The sequence below is a fragment of the Legionella hackeliae genome (genome assembly GCF_000953655.1).
Taxonomy (GTDB): domain Bacteria; phylum Pseudomonadota; class Gammaproteobacteria; order Legionellales; family Legionellaceae; genus Tatlockia; species Tatlockia hackeliae.
In genome coordinates, this window is sequence record NZ_LN681225.1 from 3,083,060 (window position 1) to 3,097,204 (window position 14,145).

Here is a 14,145-nt window from a genome sequence, read left to right on the forward strand (position 1 = left end):
CTACCTTTTCAGGAAGCCATTAAGTCTAAGCTCAAATTAAAAACTTGTGCAGTATACCACTCTGTATTTTTTGCGCAAAGATTCAAGCCTGTACTAGTCTCTGTTTTTAGCGATCTTTCGATTCCCGTACTATGCTTTTAATAATAAGGTTACAGGGAATTAGCCATGCTAATTAAGCGCACTATCTATAATCAACGATTAGAATGTGCCGGCATTGAAATTATTGCTAATAAGCAAGCTCAGGAGCATGGTGATATATTTGAGCACTTTGCAACAATTCAGCGCAATACAGCCAAACATCTTCCATTATTTATTCCGTATGCGCTTAAATTTTTAGTTGAGAAAGCAGAATCTCCTATAGAACAACCTATCGTTCTTAAACTTCATGCTGCCGATATCAATACCAGCTGCCCACGTGAAGAATTAGAAACCTCACCCTATCGTTTAGCTTTGCTTATCGATAGCCCACAACAGCTTGCCTGGCTAAATTTCGCCGATTATGTTGCCTTAAGTGAACATTTAATGACTGCAGCCAATGTCTCTAAAGTGGTTAAATACAGTCATGAGCGACAACGAAAAGTGATTGCCTATGACTTAAGTCATCCTAATAGTTTCGAACGCTCAAAAGCGATGGAAATGGATTTTTATTGTGGTGATTTTCTCTTCCATCCACAATCACCGGAAAAAACTGAAATTGCTGCAAATAAATTGAACTTACTGGAGTTGATAACAAAGCTGCAGCAGCAAGACATTAATATGGAAACCGTTATTGGTCTTATTCAAAGTGATCCAATGTTAAGTTATCAATTATTAAAAGTAGCCAATTCAGTCGCCTTTTCAGGTTATCAAGATATTGAATCTATTCAGCAAGCCGTTGTTCGACTCGGAATATTTAATTTAAAAAATTGGGTCATGGTATTATCAATGACCAATGTCTCCAATAAGCCCTTAGAGATTGTTGAATCAGGTTTAATTCGAGCTCACATGGCACAAAAATTAGCAGAAACACAACCAGAACTCTGTGCTCAAAGTGCCTATACCGCAGGATTGCTATCAGTTTTAGATAGCTTGATGGATAGTCCTTTAGAAAATTTAATTGACAAAATTACATTATCAGCAGAAATTAAACTCGCGTTATTATCGCGGAAAGGCCCCATCGGCAAAATTCTTGATATCGTCATTGCCTATGAGGAAGGACATTGGGAAGACCTGCCCGAAACTGAATATTTTGGTCTGGATTTGAGTAAAGTTTATATTGACTGTTTAGAACAGGTCTCATTAGGGACCAAAACAATGAGCGAAGGAAAATAGTCTTATGTTATTGAGATCTCTGGCTGCACAAATTTACGATAGTTTTATTATTACCGCTTTATTTTTTGCCTTTACCACTATTTGCCTTTTATTTAATCACGGCACAGCTATTGCGGCCGCAACTCGATGGTACCAGTTTTGTTTAATAGCCCTTTTTGTGGCCTATTACATGATCTCTCTACGCTACGGAGGCCAGACAATAGGTATGCGAGCCTGGCGATTGCAACTCATTTCCAAGAATGGCAATTTAAATTGGCAACAAACCGTGAGGCGCTTATTGTTAATTTTACCTGCCTATGTTGTCGGATTAGTTAGTTTTCATAGCCCACAACAATTGCTCTCTCAGTGGACGAAAACGCGGTTGCAGGTCGTTTTTTCATAAACAAAGCATGTGAACCCTGGCTTAAAGGAGCGGGTCGAGGGACCGCATGGCTTTGTTCCTTAGTTAATTGCTCCACAACTATTGTAATCAAAGGGATTATTTCTTGCGGTGCCTGCTTAAGCGTGTTTTTAAACACATCACCTTGTTTAGAAAAAAATGCTTCCCAGTTTTTTTCCTCATAGCAAGACAACAGCCATTGTAACTCTTTTTGCATTACCGGGGATTTAAAAAACGACTGTGACTGAGAAACGGAATTGTTAAATTGCTTATTTTCTATCAATTGCTTTAACAAAACTCTAATCAGATTACTTATCCCCTCTTGATTCAGAGCCTTATCTTGTGTACACAACTCATAAAAGCAAAAACTCTTTTGGGGTCCTAATAAATGAATTAATCGGTTCTGAACCGTTTGATCAAGTGAGTAAAATAGCTGTCGTTGACTCTTATCTTCTAACCAGGTGGCTTCCCCAGCTGCTATTCTCATGCGCAAGCTAAAGACACTGGCATCTTCCCCTTGCTCCGTAAATAAGCACTTCTGCCTTAGGGCCGTAAAAAATTCCAATATGGCATCAGAGGACGGTCGCAGTGCTTTTTCTCGCGCAACCATTTGTAACAGGAATTTTTTCAGTAACTCACAAAGAGAGTTATCTAGCACCTCTTTAAAATGTCCAAATAATCCTTCCGGGTTATACCCTAATTCGGCATAGTGTTTAACCAAACCTTCATAGCCCATTGCAGGATGATTGTCCCTGAACTCCAGCATTGTTTTAAATGGATTTTTAGCGCCGAAAATTGACAGCAATAAGGGGCCTAGCGCATAAAAGTCACTTAATTCAGAATAATCGCCATCGAGTAACTCGAGAGCCAAATGCTCCGGGGTTCCTTGAACTATTTGTGGTATAGCTAGTATTGGTTTACTGTAATCATCATCAAGATATTCAACATCAATTTTTGTCTTAGCGGGTTTGTGATCATCAGATGGTGCTTCTTTTACTATTTTAATTTTAACGTTGGAACCTTTGATATCCCCATGAACAACAGAGGTTCCCTTGCTATTCCTGTAATGCAATGGATTTAAGCCAATAACAAGTTGCCAGGCCGCATCAACTGCCTGGAAAAATGTCATGCTCTTAATTTCCGGGTTATCATCAATAGCGGGATTAATATGAAACCCTTCAACAAATTTCATGATAAGTACCATTCTGCCTCGCACCTCAAGGGGCAGATAGCTATTGCTGGATTTTCGATAAGGAGATGGCGTATAACCTGGTTTGTAGAGTTTAATGGCCACTGGGTTATTGTGTTGAATAATGACATCATTGATATCAATAACTGAAGGACCTGTTATTGCTTTAGGATTTTTTAATTCGCAACGATAGCCCTTATAGACATCCGCGGAGCCGCCGCTTCCCAGTGTCTCCGAGAAATCACTAAAAAAATAAATAATTTTTCCATTACTTTGGGTTACTGGAAAAACAGTAGAAGAATTTCCTTTATTTTCCTTTGTACTCTCTCCCATAAATAGAGTCCTCAAAATAATTATCCGTAAATAAGGGCCATATTATATCTCAAAATTGAATAAAAATAATACAAAAATATTTTTTGCTATTCATTTCCGTTGGAATTACTAAGCAAAGTGAAAGATGAATGACTATTTTGAATACATTTTGTTTTCTAAAATTTTACAATTAGTTTAATTTTTGCTTAATTTAAAAGAGGTAACCTGTTCTTATAGACAACAGAAAATCGATGCGGCTTTGAAAACTTAATGATTTCAAACCTTAATCGAATAAGGATTAGACATGAAAACTCCAAGTGGAATGGGTAAACTTCTAGCCAAAGATAGGAAAGATCGCATTATTGAGCGCTATTTAAAAGAAAAATTCAAAGCGAATTATAATCCTTTGTGGCTAAATACACCGGATAACTATACACAGCTTGCTACAGCGATTGATTTCTTCTATGACCTCGACGATGAGAATCTCGCTGTTACAGCCATCGGTAGTGATAATCCTGAAACGAGAGAGACGCACCAGCTACAATACCTTAAGCTCGTTGGCCTCCTGGATAAATTTGTTGCTTTTTCCGCTGATACTCCGCCAGTAGCCACTACTTTTAATGAAAAAGACGCAACACTAGCAGGGATTTTTATTAAGCAAAGTGTTGCTGGACGCTCACTACGAGATCTGCATGCTCAAGCCACTAATCTTGGAGTTGCTGAAAAACTGCTAAACGGCCAATTAGGACAATCCGAATGGTTAAGTGAAGTAGATTTAGAGCGCCTTCTTATCAAACTAGGCGTAAAAGACAGAGTCCACATCACTCGTTTAAATGCTGACGATATAGGTATGATCTTACATTTTGAACGAGAAAAACATGGCGCAAACCCTGCTCCCTATTCCATTCCTTTAATGATCAATTGTGGAAACAATGAATCATTAGGAGGCCAAGGCTCACATTGGACTGAGGTGTTAATTCGAGTTGACCCTACAGCCGGTACTGTCAATGTTGACTATCATGACTCCATGCCAGCTGATCCCGGAGCTCAGGCCATCTTAACCAATGCTATCCATTACAATACTACTTCAATTGTTGATGGTCATGTCAAAAACTACACCGCTTTTCCAGCTGTTGTACATCCCAACTTAGTCGTTCGAGTTAACTCTGATAATTCGCAAGTAGATAACTGGAGTTGTGGCTATAGAGCATTGCATAAGTTATTAACTTACGCCCAATTTCCAACGCCAGTAGTGACCCCGGCGTGGACAGCATTTACTACCGCTCTTTATCAATCAGGAGCATTACGCGATGCAATTTATCGCCTGCTGTTAGACGGACTGCAGATTAATCAAGACTTTTTCGCAGCGATGCAGCTTGATAAAAGTGCATTTAAAACCCTGGAAAAGGGTAAAAATTATGGTATAGACGAGGATTTTGCTGAACAATACATTAAGTTCTTAGCTACATCTAAATCCACAGCCTCTTCGATTAGTAGCGAGCAATTTACCAAAGAATATAAGGCGATTATTGCCGACCTTACCACACGCAAATTTGATCCTGAACCGAAAAAAATTGTCGCCCAGTTACAGGAAAATCTAAATAAAATTGCTAAAAGTACAAGCTCTTCTGATGCCAAAATTTTTGCCTTGCTTGAGGCATTTGGCGCAGCGTATCATGCGATGGCAGACACACGAGGAGCAAGCGCTCAAGCGGCTCAAATTAACAAATTTTGTGAGGAACAGTTTGGCGTCACAGTCAGTAAGGGCCCTAATTATCATTTTAAAAAGGATGGTTTAATCCTACGCATGATGACCCAACTCGGAAAAAAATCCGAAGACGTGGTTTTACCACCCCCAAAAACCGTAACACCTGAAGCAACAAAAATTTCTATCAGTGCACCCATTATCAGTTCACCCAAAGTAGAACTACCTTCCAAGGTTAGTGCTTCGGTAAATAGTATTAGTACCAAAGCTGATCCCACTCAAGCCAAATTACTTGCAAGACAGACGTTAAGTCGTGTTGGTACGATGTTTAATCCCACCCAATTCTGTTATGGGCATAAGCCTAGTGGGGTAGAGCCAGGATTTAGAGCAATCGATCTAGACGAAGCTTTTTTTGAACAATTGCAAAAATTTTCTGTCCCACCTGAATTGACAGGAGATGAAGCTGATGCCCTTAAAATCTTGTCCGCAACACTTATCAAGATTGACAAAGAACTCCCCATAGATGCCTCAGAGGACGTACGACTAGCCGCATTAAGTCAAAAGCAAAGAGCTTTTGGAACCTTCATTAATACGCTGGTACCTACACCTCATGACCCAGATAGGCTCTCTCCTACTATTTCATGGCTCTGTGAACAAATCAAAGATTCCATCAAGGAAAACAAACAATTAAGTGCGTGGCTGTACAAATTGGATTATGCAGAAAGTGGAGCGGCTAAAGAACGTGTCAAAGCTAACAAGGAAGCTCTGCGCGAGTATGTTGGAACTCATTTGGCTCGCATATTTAGCGATAAGAATCAAAACCAAAAAATTGTTTGGCTAAAAGGTCCTGGAGGCCCTCATGCCTTGTTAGCCTGTGGCTGGAAAAATGGTTTGCGCGAACTAACAGATTTTCTACATGGCGGTGGAGAGCCTGACTATAATGGCATTTTAGTAGAGGATCCCAAAGCTGCCGTCAAACATGGTAAATCTTTACCTGGCTTAGGCAGGAACCTTATTTTCTGTCTTGCCATTGGCGATAGAGATGGCATTGGCAAAGATGGACAAAATAAAGGATTCGCTGACGGCTTCTTTTATGGTTTTGATTATGGAAAACCTTATGAGGGCGATGGCGTTTGTGGAACATTGCAAGATGATTTTAGTTTTACAAATCCAGGAGCTAGTGCCCCTGCCTTTCTCAGAGGGTCAAGTAAAATCGGTTTAGCACGTCACATCATGTACCGCAATTACAGTATCTTCTACGACACTGACTTATCGGAGCGAATGATTGGTGTCCATCTGATGCGAAAGATGATCACTGGTGAAAATCCCAGTGAAGAAGTCATAAAAAGTTATCCTGGATTGCGACAAGAACTCTATCGAATTCAGACAAACACACCAACCGCTGAAGAACTATTGTCTCGCTTGGCAGTACTTAGAAGCCAAGGCAAAGAAGGCGGTAATTTGCAAGGTTTAATCGATAATTTATCCATGCAAATTAGCACGGGAAAACTTAGAACATTTGACTTATATTTTGCGGAGATCAAAATAAATCTGATAGAGGCCGCTTTCAATACCGGCATGGACTTTAAAGAACTGACTGACTATTTAAAACTTCTTGATAAATGGTCAGGGAAAGCCGCTGTAAGCAACCAACAGATTTTAAACGTCTTTGAGCAACGGTTGTCATTAACTAAAGATGAAATTACTTTCCTCGATAGATTGGAAAAAATTGTTTCACCAACAACTGTAATGTTTGATAGCAAAACTTTTCTGAACCAAATGCAAATAAGAAAACCAGATGAACGTGTACCTTTCCAATTAGAAAAATTGCCAAACGGTAATTATGCACTAACTACTACCAATAAAACTGTTCGAGAATTTTTAAAAACCCAACTTTCGTTAAATTTCAATATTACAACAAAAGGCTTAAGTTGCGAGTTAACACCCTCTGCATTGGCTCTTCTTATGGTGGAGGTAGGTAAGCAATATGAAGTTAAACGACAAACAGCATTAGCTGAACCTATATTTGAGCTTGTAACACTTCCTAAATTAAAAGTAAGCGTCCAAGGTGAAACACTTGTTAAATTAAATACTTTACTTAAAGGAAGCTCCCCTGAACAAACAGGGATACTTGAATATTTGTGGCAACCAGATAGTACCCTTTCTCTGCGTCTTACTGCTAAAACAGAAGCTCAAGCACGATTACTTCAAGAAATTTTTGGACTCTCCAGATTACCAGTACTTAATACTGGAGAAATTATCAATATTACCGCTAAGCAACTCCAGGCTTGTCAACAAACTGTCAATAAAATATATCAAAGAGAACTCGATCCTACTGCGGTCTCAACTCCCTCCAGTAAATGGGAAACCTTTCATGCTACTCGTAGTAGCAAAGAGGAGACCACGTCAGAGATTATTCGCCGAGAAGAGGAGTTACAGCACTTAATGACAACTCTAATTGATCGCTTTGCCGCAATAAATACCATAGATAAGCCGGTACTTGCTTTATTAAGCAATGCCATTCAGGAAATGACCTTACCACAAGTCAAAGAATTACTAAGCTATAAAGATAAAACTTTGGCAGACAGAGGTAATATTAGACATATTATCAACGATGAACTCGACCAAATCTGTATTGTTGACGAGGGCATTGAATTACAAAGCATAGGGCCAAAAAGAGTTGATGACCAAACTAAGGGATTTACTTTCTAATATCTCAACCCTTTTAATAACAATACCGCGATAAGCGCGGTATTGTTATTAAATCAATTCAAATACAATCGATATTTATTAGCGAGATAAACCCGGTGCATGGGCATGTGATTGACGGAACGACTCTCGCGGAGTCTCTGAGGGATAACCGTACCCCTTGTCTGCGAGACGTTTGACAGATTGAAGGTAACGCTCACCCCAAGTGCCAGGATCAAAATTGGTGACCACAACGTTATAACTTAAATTAATGATAGACTCAAACGCTTTTCGTTGCGCTAGTTCATGACCATTAAAAGCAACCTGGACTTCTGTTTCATGACTAATACCACCGCTTTTTAAGCGCTCTACTAATAAATAAATCATTTTTTCGATCGTCAGATACAACTTGCAATTGGACATACCAGCAGTGTACATATCCGAACTTTTTGAGGTTATTAGCCTATGGCCATAATCATGAATCGTATAAACAAACTCATGCTCCTCTGTCCCTTGAATAAGTTCAGGCTTGATAATCAAGGGAGGGTCAATCGTATGAATCGTCGGAGTTATAATAAAAAGCTCAAAATCAGCCCAGCGCCACCAAAGCTGATAGACTTGCTCAACGAGCATAACAGGATCAGCTTGGCTCTCAAGTAAGATTTTTCGCCCTTCTTCTGCAAGCTTGGCATACTCTTCTGGGGATATATCTGGTGTAGCCATTTCATATATACCTAGTAACACTTAATAACTCTATCTTAGCCCAAAACAACTCGTCGAGCACAGACAAAACAACGTTAAAAATGTAAAATAACTGTTATTTTTTGGTGGAGTTATATTGATAGTACACTGGTGGTTGAATCTTACACTTAAAACAGCGCGTTTGGCAGGCTGTTTTTTCCTGACAAAAGCTAATGACACCTTTTCGTAACCAAAGGTCTAACATGGGTTGCAGAGAATCAGTATCAAGCTTAAATTCGCGTGCAATTTGCTGATTACTCACGACTTGCTCTCGTCGTATAAACTCACGAATTTGTAGTAACACCCTCGCCTCCAAACGATAATCGACGCACAATGGACCACAGACCCAAAACCACTAACAAAATTAATAAAATCCATACTAAGGATTGTTGTGGATGAGCGTTGTAAGTTGCTACTTGATAAATAAAAACAGCACTCACATAAGCAACAAAGAAGGACCAGATAATGGAAAACCACATGTACTTATGATTTGCTTCCTGGCGAATAACGGCCATGGTAGAAACACAGGGGACATAAAGTAAAATAAACACTAAATAGGCGTAAGCACCTGCTTTTCCGTCAAAGCGTTCGGCCATCATGCCATACACCGATTGAGAGACATTGCCATCTGGAATATTTGCAACTAAAGGATTTAACAATGCTGAGCCCAACTCGCTTAGATTTAGCGGAATAGACCAAAAAGCACTGGATAAAGACCCCAAAAAATCAAAATGAGCGGCTGCAAGCTGTCCGAAATTTCCCATCTGAGCATAAAGAGAGTTTAAGGAGCCTACCACAACCTCTTTCGCCAACATACCGGTAAGCAAACCCACTGTTGCAGGCCAATTATCTTGGTGTAAACCCATAGGATGAAAGATAGGAGTGAGCCACTGACCCAACAAAGATAATACGGATTGCGTGCTTGCTTCTCCGGCATTAATCCCACCTTCAAGAGTCATAGCATTTAAACCACCTAAAATTACACACACCGGAATAATTAAACGACCTGCTCGTAAAACAAAATGCTTTAGACGCCATGAGGTTTCTTTCAGCAAGCGCTTTAGCGTTGGCTTATGATAAGCTGGTAATTCCAAGATGAGAGGGGATGCTTGGCCTTTCAAGGTCGTTTTACGTAAAACTAACCCTGTTAACACTGCCATCAAAATACCGAGAATATAAAGAGAAAATACCACATTCTGACCACCCGAGGGGAAAAAAGCAGCCACAAAGACAGCATAAATAGCCAAGCGTGCACTGCAGGACATGAAAGGACTCATCATCACAGTTAAGAGTCTATCTCTTTCAGAGTCTAATGTACGCGCAGCCATAATAGCGGGAACATTACAGCCAAAACCAACTATCATGGGTACAAAGGATTTACCAGGTAACCCTAGAGCGCGCATTATCTTATCGACAACAAACGCGGCACGCGCCATGTATCCTGAAGCTTCTAATAATGAAAGAAAGAAAAACATTGCAGCGATAACAGGGATGAAAGTGAGGGTCGTATTGATACCCTTGCCAACACCATTTGCCACCAAAGCAATAAGCCAATTCGGCATAGACAATTGTTGCAATAACCAAGCGCTTCCTTGCACAAAAACAGTATCTGTCGTGATATCAAAGAAATCCTGGAATGCACCACCGATATTAATAGCAAACAGAAACATCAGGTACATCATGGCTAAAAATATAGGCAACGCAAAATAACGATGTAACACGAGGCGATCAAGTTTTGCGGTAAAATGCTCACTGGTATCACTTCGTTTTTTTTGTATCTTCAAAACAATGTCATGAATTTTTTGATAGCGAGCATCTGCTAAAACAATATCCAAATCAGAAGCGTTTTCACTAAAGCACAAGGAATCAATTTCACTGGCGACCAAACAAGCATCCCCCTCCAGGATTCGAAGGGCATAATAACTAACAAGTTGTGGCGCAACCTGTTTGGTTTGCAATTGTTGCTCGATAATCAACAATGCATCATTCACTTCTTTTGAAAATTTCAGATCCAATGGTCTAGCCGCTGGAGGAATATGACTGATAGATTGATTTAATGCATCTAGGCCTATCTTTTTATGAGCTTGAATAGGAAAAACTGGGCAACCCAATTGCTTTTCCAAAGCCAGAATATCAATCTGGATACCACGCTGTATTGCAATATCCATCATGTTCAAAACAATAATTACCGGTTTTTTAAGCTCAAGAATTTGACTGCTTAAATAGAGATGGCGCTCTAAGTGGCAGGCATCTACCACATTGACAATTAAATCGGCCTCCAAAGTCACCAAAGCATCCGCAGCAATTTTTTCATCCTGGCTTGAGTTACTCGTAGAACTTAATGAGTAAACACCGGGTAAATCAGTGATATGGTAAGTATGCTCGTTAAAGCAATAAGACCCCACTTTCTTTTCAACGGTAACACCTGGCCAATTGCCAACTCGTTGATTAGCACCAGTTAATGCATTGAATAACGTTGTTTTACCGCAATTCGGATTGCCCACGAGCAAAATATGGGTCATATGCGCTCCCAAATCAATTCGGCGGCCTCCTCCTTGCGCAATGTCAAAGAAGTACCACGGACATCTACTTGTACAGGACATCCTAAAGGCGCTACTCTGACTACCGAAATTTCTACCCCACGAGTTATGCCTAAAGACAGCAAGCGTCTTCTGTATTGAACACCGGTTAGGCCGAAATCAATCAGGCGTGCACGGTCACCTTTTACAAGCTCGGTAATGCGCATATTTTTATTTTAACCAACTAAAACCCAAAGTTTACCACAAATGATATCGAGAATCATTCTCATTTTAGAAAAAAAATAGTCATCTGGCCAGTACGACGCCCTATTTTACTTTTTATTGACGGGATATCCTGCTTTCTCCCAAGCACCAATTCCTCCCTCCAGACTATACACCTCGAGGCTTGGATCGCTTGCTACTAGCTTTTCACAAGCATTGTAGCTACGTTTGCCGGCCTTGCAATGAAATACGAGTTTTTTATTAGAAGTCTCAGGCAAATTCTTAGTTGAAAGTGTATTTAGTGGTATTAAAATAGCACCAGGAATATTTTCCGCATCGTTTTCTTCAGGCTCTCTCACATCCACCAACACAGCCGTTTTTTTTGCAAGCCAGTCGTTTAATGTTGGCGCATCAATTATTTTAATAGACATCCTAATCTCCCTTTACCAAATTTTACACCTTACCAGCTTATAGCATTGATTTCACGCTTTAATTATATGACCAATTATGTTACGGTTTGTTCTTTGTGAAGGGAAGGGCATCGATGCGTGCAAACTATTTCAATCCATTTTCAGGGATAATAGAGACAAAAAACACCGCGCATGCACGCACCTTCCGTACGTCTTTAGGCACTAAATTCAAGGATGCATTTTATGTATTTCACGGTAAATATGACAACGTTGGGTTGTTTGATTATGTCACTTTGTTAAGTTCAGCGGCTACTTTACTATTTTTACAATGGTGCTTACGTAATAAAGAACACAATAAACTTGCTTATTTTTTATTGTTACCTGCTTCAGCAATTAATATTCCTATCTATATTGTTAAACTTGTTTTTTCTGTAATGGCTACATTGATTGCAACCCCTATGATACTCGCCGTACAATTTGTGGTGAATTTAATGCAAGGAAACGCGCGTGAGAAAGCGTTAACGATTGAAGTTACAACGTCTACAGGCAGCTATCAAACCCTTCAAAAACTTCTTGAGACTGAAGGAATGGAACTTGAGGCTCTTGAAGCCACCGTAAGTCCTGTGAATCAAGACTCACTGCAATATAAAATAGATTTAGCTAAGAAAGGTATTGATACGGATAAAAACCCCACCATTGAACTGATTCAAGATCACTATATCCAACTCGATTACCAGGAAAAATCTGTTTTGTCTGCATTTTTCAGACTGAATGTCGGGGGAGTAGTAAAAAATTTAGAACAATCATCAAAAGAAGCCGATCAAATTTATAAGGCTTATAGCTAATGATTTTTATTCAGACCAGGTTTTGCGATACTCGCCGTGGATGCCTTCTTAAATAATCAACCGATTGCATTTCTTGCAATCGACTCAATGTCCGTTTAAAGGATTGGCTCATCTCACCTTCTACATACAATTGCTCAAGTGGCACTTCAGCAGACATGACGACTCGAATTCCGCGGTCATACATCACATCAACAAAATGCGTCAATAAAATAGCATAAACCGTATCGCGTGCGCCTAGGCGTGGAATATTAGTGACAAAAACAGCATCAAAACGCTCTGCAATTTCTAAATAATCCAACTGACTACGCGGCATATTACAAATGATATTAAAATCAAACCACACCGCGGTTTCGCTGCATTTAATGAAAGGAATAGAGCGTTTTTGGATTATTAACTCACCTGATTCTGTGATAGTCGACGTGGATATCGCGGCAAATTGCTCTGTAATACTAGCCATCGTCTGTGCATTGAGAGGATATAAATACGCTGTATGCAAGGATTCTCTTCCCAGGCGATAGTCTCTTTTTTCACCTAGGAATAGTACCTCACAGTGAGTCTTGATCAATGCAATCGCTGGCAAAAAACGCTCCCGTCGAAGACCATTTAAATACAAATCATCAGGCTTCGTGTTGGAGGTAGCAACTAAAACAATTCCTTCAGCGAATAACGCTTGCAAGAGTTCCGCTAGAATCATAGCATCCGCTACATCGTGAACCAGAAATTCGTCAAAACATAATAAACGAATCGTTTTTGCAAGCTCTGCAGCTATGCGCCTTAATGGATCTTTTTGCCCTTGCAAACGACGTAATTGGCCGTCAATTTGCTGCATGAAATGGTGAAAATGAATCCGCGCTTTCTGTTGCTCATCAACCTGCTCATAAAACAGATCCATTAAAAACGTTTTTCCCACTCCTACGGGTCCATATAGATATAATCCCACAGGCTGTGATGACTTTTGCAACCAATTCAGCCAGGAGCGACGAGGAAGTTGCAAGTCATCAGACAAGCGTTGCATTGACTCTAAAACAGTACGTTGTATGGGATCATTTTCAATGTCACCAGAAGCAACTGCGGCATCATACTGCTGAATCACTCTCACAATAACCCCTGAGTATGAATAGCTTCGGTGAGTTTAGTCTTAAGCTCTAGCAATTTGCCATGAAAAAAATGCCCCGTTTCTCCAAAGTGAATAACAGGAAGAGGAGGTATTGAACCTGTCGCAAACTCTTCCACTAAAGAAGCAGGCACAACCTCATCCGTATCCCCTTGTACAATCACCCATGGATGAGGTGCTGGTTGAAATTCTCGATAGTTATAATGATGCACAGGAGGGGCGATAGTCAGTAACAATTCATGTGGATGCTGAGAAGCTGCACGATAAGCGACATAAGAACCAAATGAAAAACCTGCAAATAAAATTCGTGAATTTTTTCTTTCCTGTTCCCACAGTTTAACAAGCAGCAACATGTCTTTACTTTCACCTATCCCATCATCATACACACCAGCCGATTGGCCAACGCCGCGAAAATTAAAACGCAAGCTAGGAATGCCTAACTCTTTAAACGTCCGTGCCATGGTAGTAACAACTTTATTATTCATTGTTCCACCTTGTAACGAATGAGGATGCCCTAAAAAAGCAACGTAGGAGCCATTCATTTGAACTGGCACAGTTAAGATACCTTCAAGAATTCCGGCTCCTCCAGTAAAACTAAAAGGATGTTCACCCGCTTTATCTAATTTTTCGGTTAACAGCATAAAAAATCGATACTGGTTAAAAATACAATGATAACGCATATTGCAATTTCATGCGCGTCCTTTAAGATC

General features: G+C 39.9%; 12 protein-coding genes. 4 read left to right on the forward strand and 8 right to left on the reverse strand.

Annotated elements, in window-relative coordinates:
* Positions 1–165 precede the first annotated feature (165 nt).
* Complete coding sequence (locus tag LHA_RS13680) at positions 166–1,311, forward strand: EAL and HDOD domain-containing protein (RefSeq protein WP_045107036.1); 1,146 nt, start codon at positions 166–168, stop codon at positions 1,309–1,311.
* A gap of 4 nt (positions 1,312–1,315) precedes the next feature.
* Entirely contained in the window at positions 1,316–1,693 is a 378-nt protein-coding gene (locus LHA_RS16690; RefSeq protein WP_082060365.1) for an RDD family protein, read from the forward strand.
* Here LHA_RS16690 and LHA_RS13685 read toward each other — a convergent pair.
* Positions 1,623–3,212, reverse strand: a complete 1,590-nt coding sequence (locus LHA_RS13685; protein ID WP_045107037.1) for a protein kinase domain-containing protein — start codon at positions 3,210–3,212, stop codon at positions 1,623–1,625. The two genes, LHA_RS16690 and LHA_RS13685, sit on opposite strands and share 71 nt — an antisense overlap.
* A 283-nt stretch (positions 3,213–3,495) precedes the next feature.
* On the opposite strand from LHA_RS13685, the gene LHA_RS13690 reads away from it, so the two are divergent.
* Positions 3,496–7,608: a hypothetical protein gene (locus LHA_RS13690; RefSeq protein WP_045107038.1), complete on the forward strand. Its 4,113-nt coding sequence runs from the start codon at positions 3,496–3,498 to the stop codon at positions 7,606–7,608.
* 78 nt (positions 7,609–7,686) lie between these two features.
* Here LHA_RS13690 and LHA_RS13695 read toward each other — a convergent pair whose 3' ends face one another.
* The 5 genes from LHA_RS13695 to LHA_RS13715 all read right to left on the reverse strand — a co-directional run bounded on the left by LHA_RS13695 (position 7,687) and on the right by LHA_RS13715 (position 11,497).
* Positions 7,687–8,307, reverse strand: coding sequence for a hypothetical protein (locus LHA_RS13695; protein WP_045107604.1), 621 nt, complete (start codon positions 8,305–8,307; stop codon positions 7,687–7,689).
* Between the two features lie 94 nt (positions 8,308–8,401).
* Positions 8,402–8,629 (reverse strand): FeoC-like transcriptional regulator, encoded by a 228-nt coding sequence (locus LHA_RS13700; RefSeq protein WP_045107039.1) that lies wholly within the window; start codon positions 8,627–8,629, stop codon positions 8,402–8,404.
* Positions 8,610–10,847, reverse strand: coding sequence for a Fe(2+) transporter permease subunit FeoB (feoB, locus tag LHA_RS13705; RefSeq protein WP_045107040.1), 2,238 nt, complete (start codon positions 10,845–10,847; stop codon positions 8,610–8,612). Before feoB ends, LHA_RS13700 begins: the two co-directional genes overlap by 20 nt.
* Positions 10,844–11,071, reverse strand: a complete 228-nt coding sequence (locus tag LHA_RS13710; RefSeq protein WP_045107041.1) for a FeoA family protein — start codon at positions 11,069–11,071, stop codon at positions 10,844–10,846. Before LHA_RS13710 ends, feoB begins: the two co-directional genes overlap by 4 nt.
* Positions 11,072–11,176: 105 nt before the next feature.
* Complete coding sequence (locus LHA_RS13715) at positions 11,177–11,497, reverse strand: rhodanese-like domain-containing protein (RefSeq protein WP_045107042.1); 321 nt, start codon at positions 11,495–11,497, stop codon at positions 11,177–11,179.
* 113 nt (positions 11,498–11,610) lie between these two features.
* Between LHA_RS13715 and LHA_RS13720 the strand changes: the two genes are divergently transcribed.
* A complete protein-coding gene (locus LHA_RS13720) occupies positions 11,611–12,321 on the forward strand; it encodes a hypothetical protein (RefSeq protein WP_045107043.1) in 711 nt (236 codons plus the stop codon).
* A 10-nt stretch (positions 12,322–12,331) separates the two neighbouring features.
* Here LHA_RS13720 and zapE read toward each other — a convergent pair whose 3' ends face one another.
* Both zapE and LHA_RS13730 read right to left on the reverse strand, forming a co-directional pair.
* On the reverse strand, positions 12,332–13,420 hold the full coding sequence (zapE, locus tag LHA_RS13725; RefSeq protein WP_045107044.1) for a cell division protein ZapE: 1,089 nt from the start codon (positions 13,418–13,420) through the stop codon (positions 12,332–12,334).
* Positions 13,417–14,076 (reverse strand): alpha/beta hydrolase, encoded by a 660-nt coding sequence (locus LHA_RS13730; RefSeq protein ID WP_045107605.1) that lies wholly within the window; start codon positions 14,074–14,076, stop codon positions 13,417–13,419. Before LHA_RS13730 ends, zapE begins: the two co-directional genes overlap by 4 nt.
* Positions 14,077–14,145: the final 69 nt, after the last annotated feature.

Coding starts and splice junctions, on each gene's coding strand:
- LHA_RS13680 (WP_045107036.1), top strand. CDS start 166: ATGCTAATTAAGCGCACTATCTATAATCAACGATTAGAATGTGCCGGC.
- LHA_RS13710 (WP_045107041.1), bottom strand. CDS start 11,071: ATGCGCATTACCGAGCTTGTAAAAGGTGACCGTGCACGCCTGATTGAT.
- LHA_RS13730 (WP_045107605.1), bottom strand. CDS start 14,076: ATGCTGTTAACCGAAAAATTAGATAAAGCGGGTGAACATCCTTTTAGT.
- LHA_RS13695 (WP_045107604.1), bottom strand. CDS start 8,307: ATGGCTACACCAGATATATCCCCAGAAGAGTATGCCAAGCTTGCAGAA.
- LHA_RS13690 (WP_045107038.1), top strand. CDS start 3,496: ATGAAAACTCCAAGTGGAATGGGTAAACTTCTAGCCAAAGATAGGAAA.
- LHA_RS13685 (WP_045107037.1), bottom strand. CDS start 3,212: ATGGGAGAGAGTACAAAGGAAAATAAAGGAAATTCTTCTACTGTTTTT.
- LHA_RS16690 (WP_082060365.1), top strand. CDS start 1,316: ATGTTATTGAGATCTCTGGCTGCACAAATTTACGATAGTTTTATTATT.
- LHA_RS13715 (WP_045107042.1), bottom strand. CDS start 11,497: ATGTCTATTAAAATAATTGATGCGCCAACATTAAACGACTGGCTTGCA.
- LHA_RS13720 (WP_045107043.1), top strand. CDS start 11,611: ATGCGTGCAAACTATTTCAATCCATTTTCAGGGATAATAGAGACAAAA.
- feoB (WP_045107040.1), bottom strand. CDS start 10,847: ATGACCCATATTTTGCTCGTGGGCAATCCGAATTGCGGTAAAACAACG.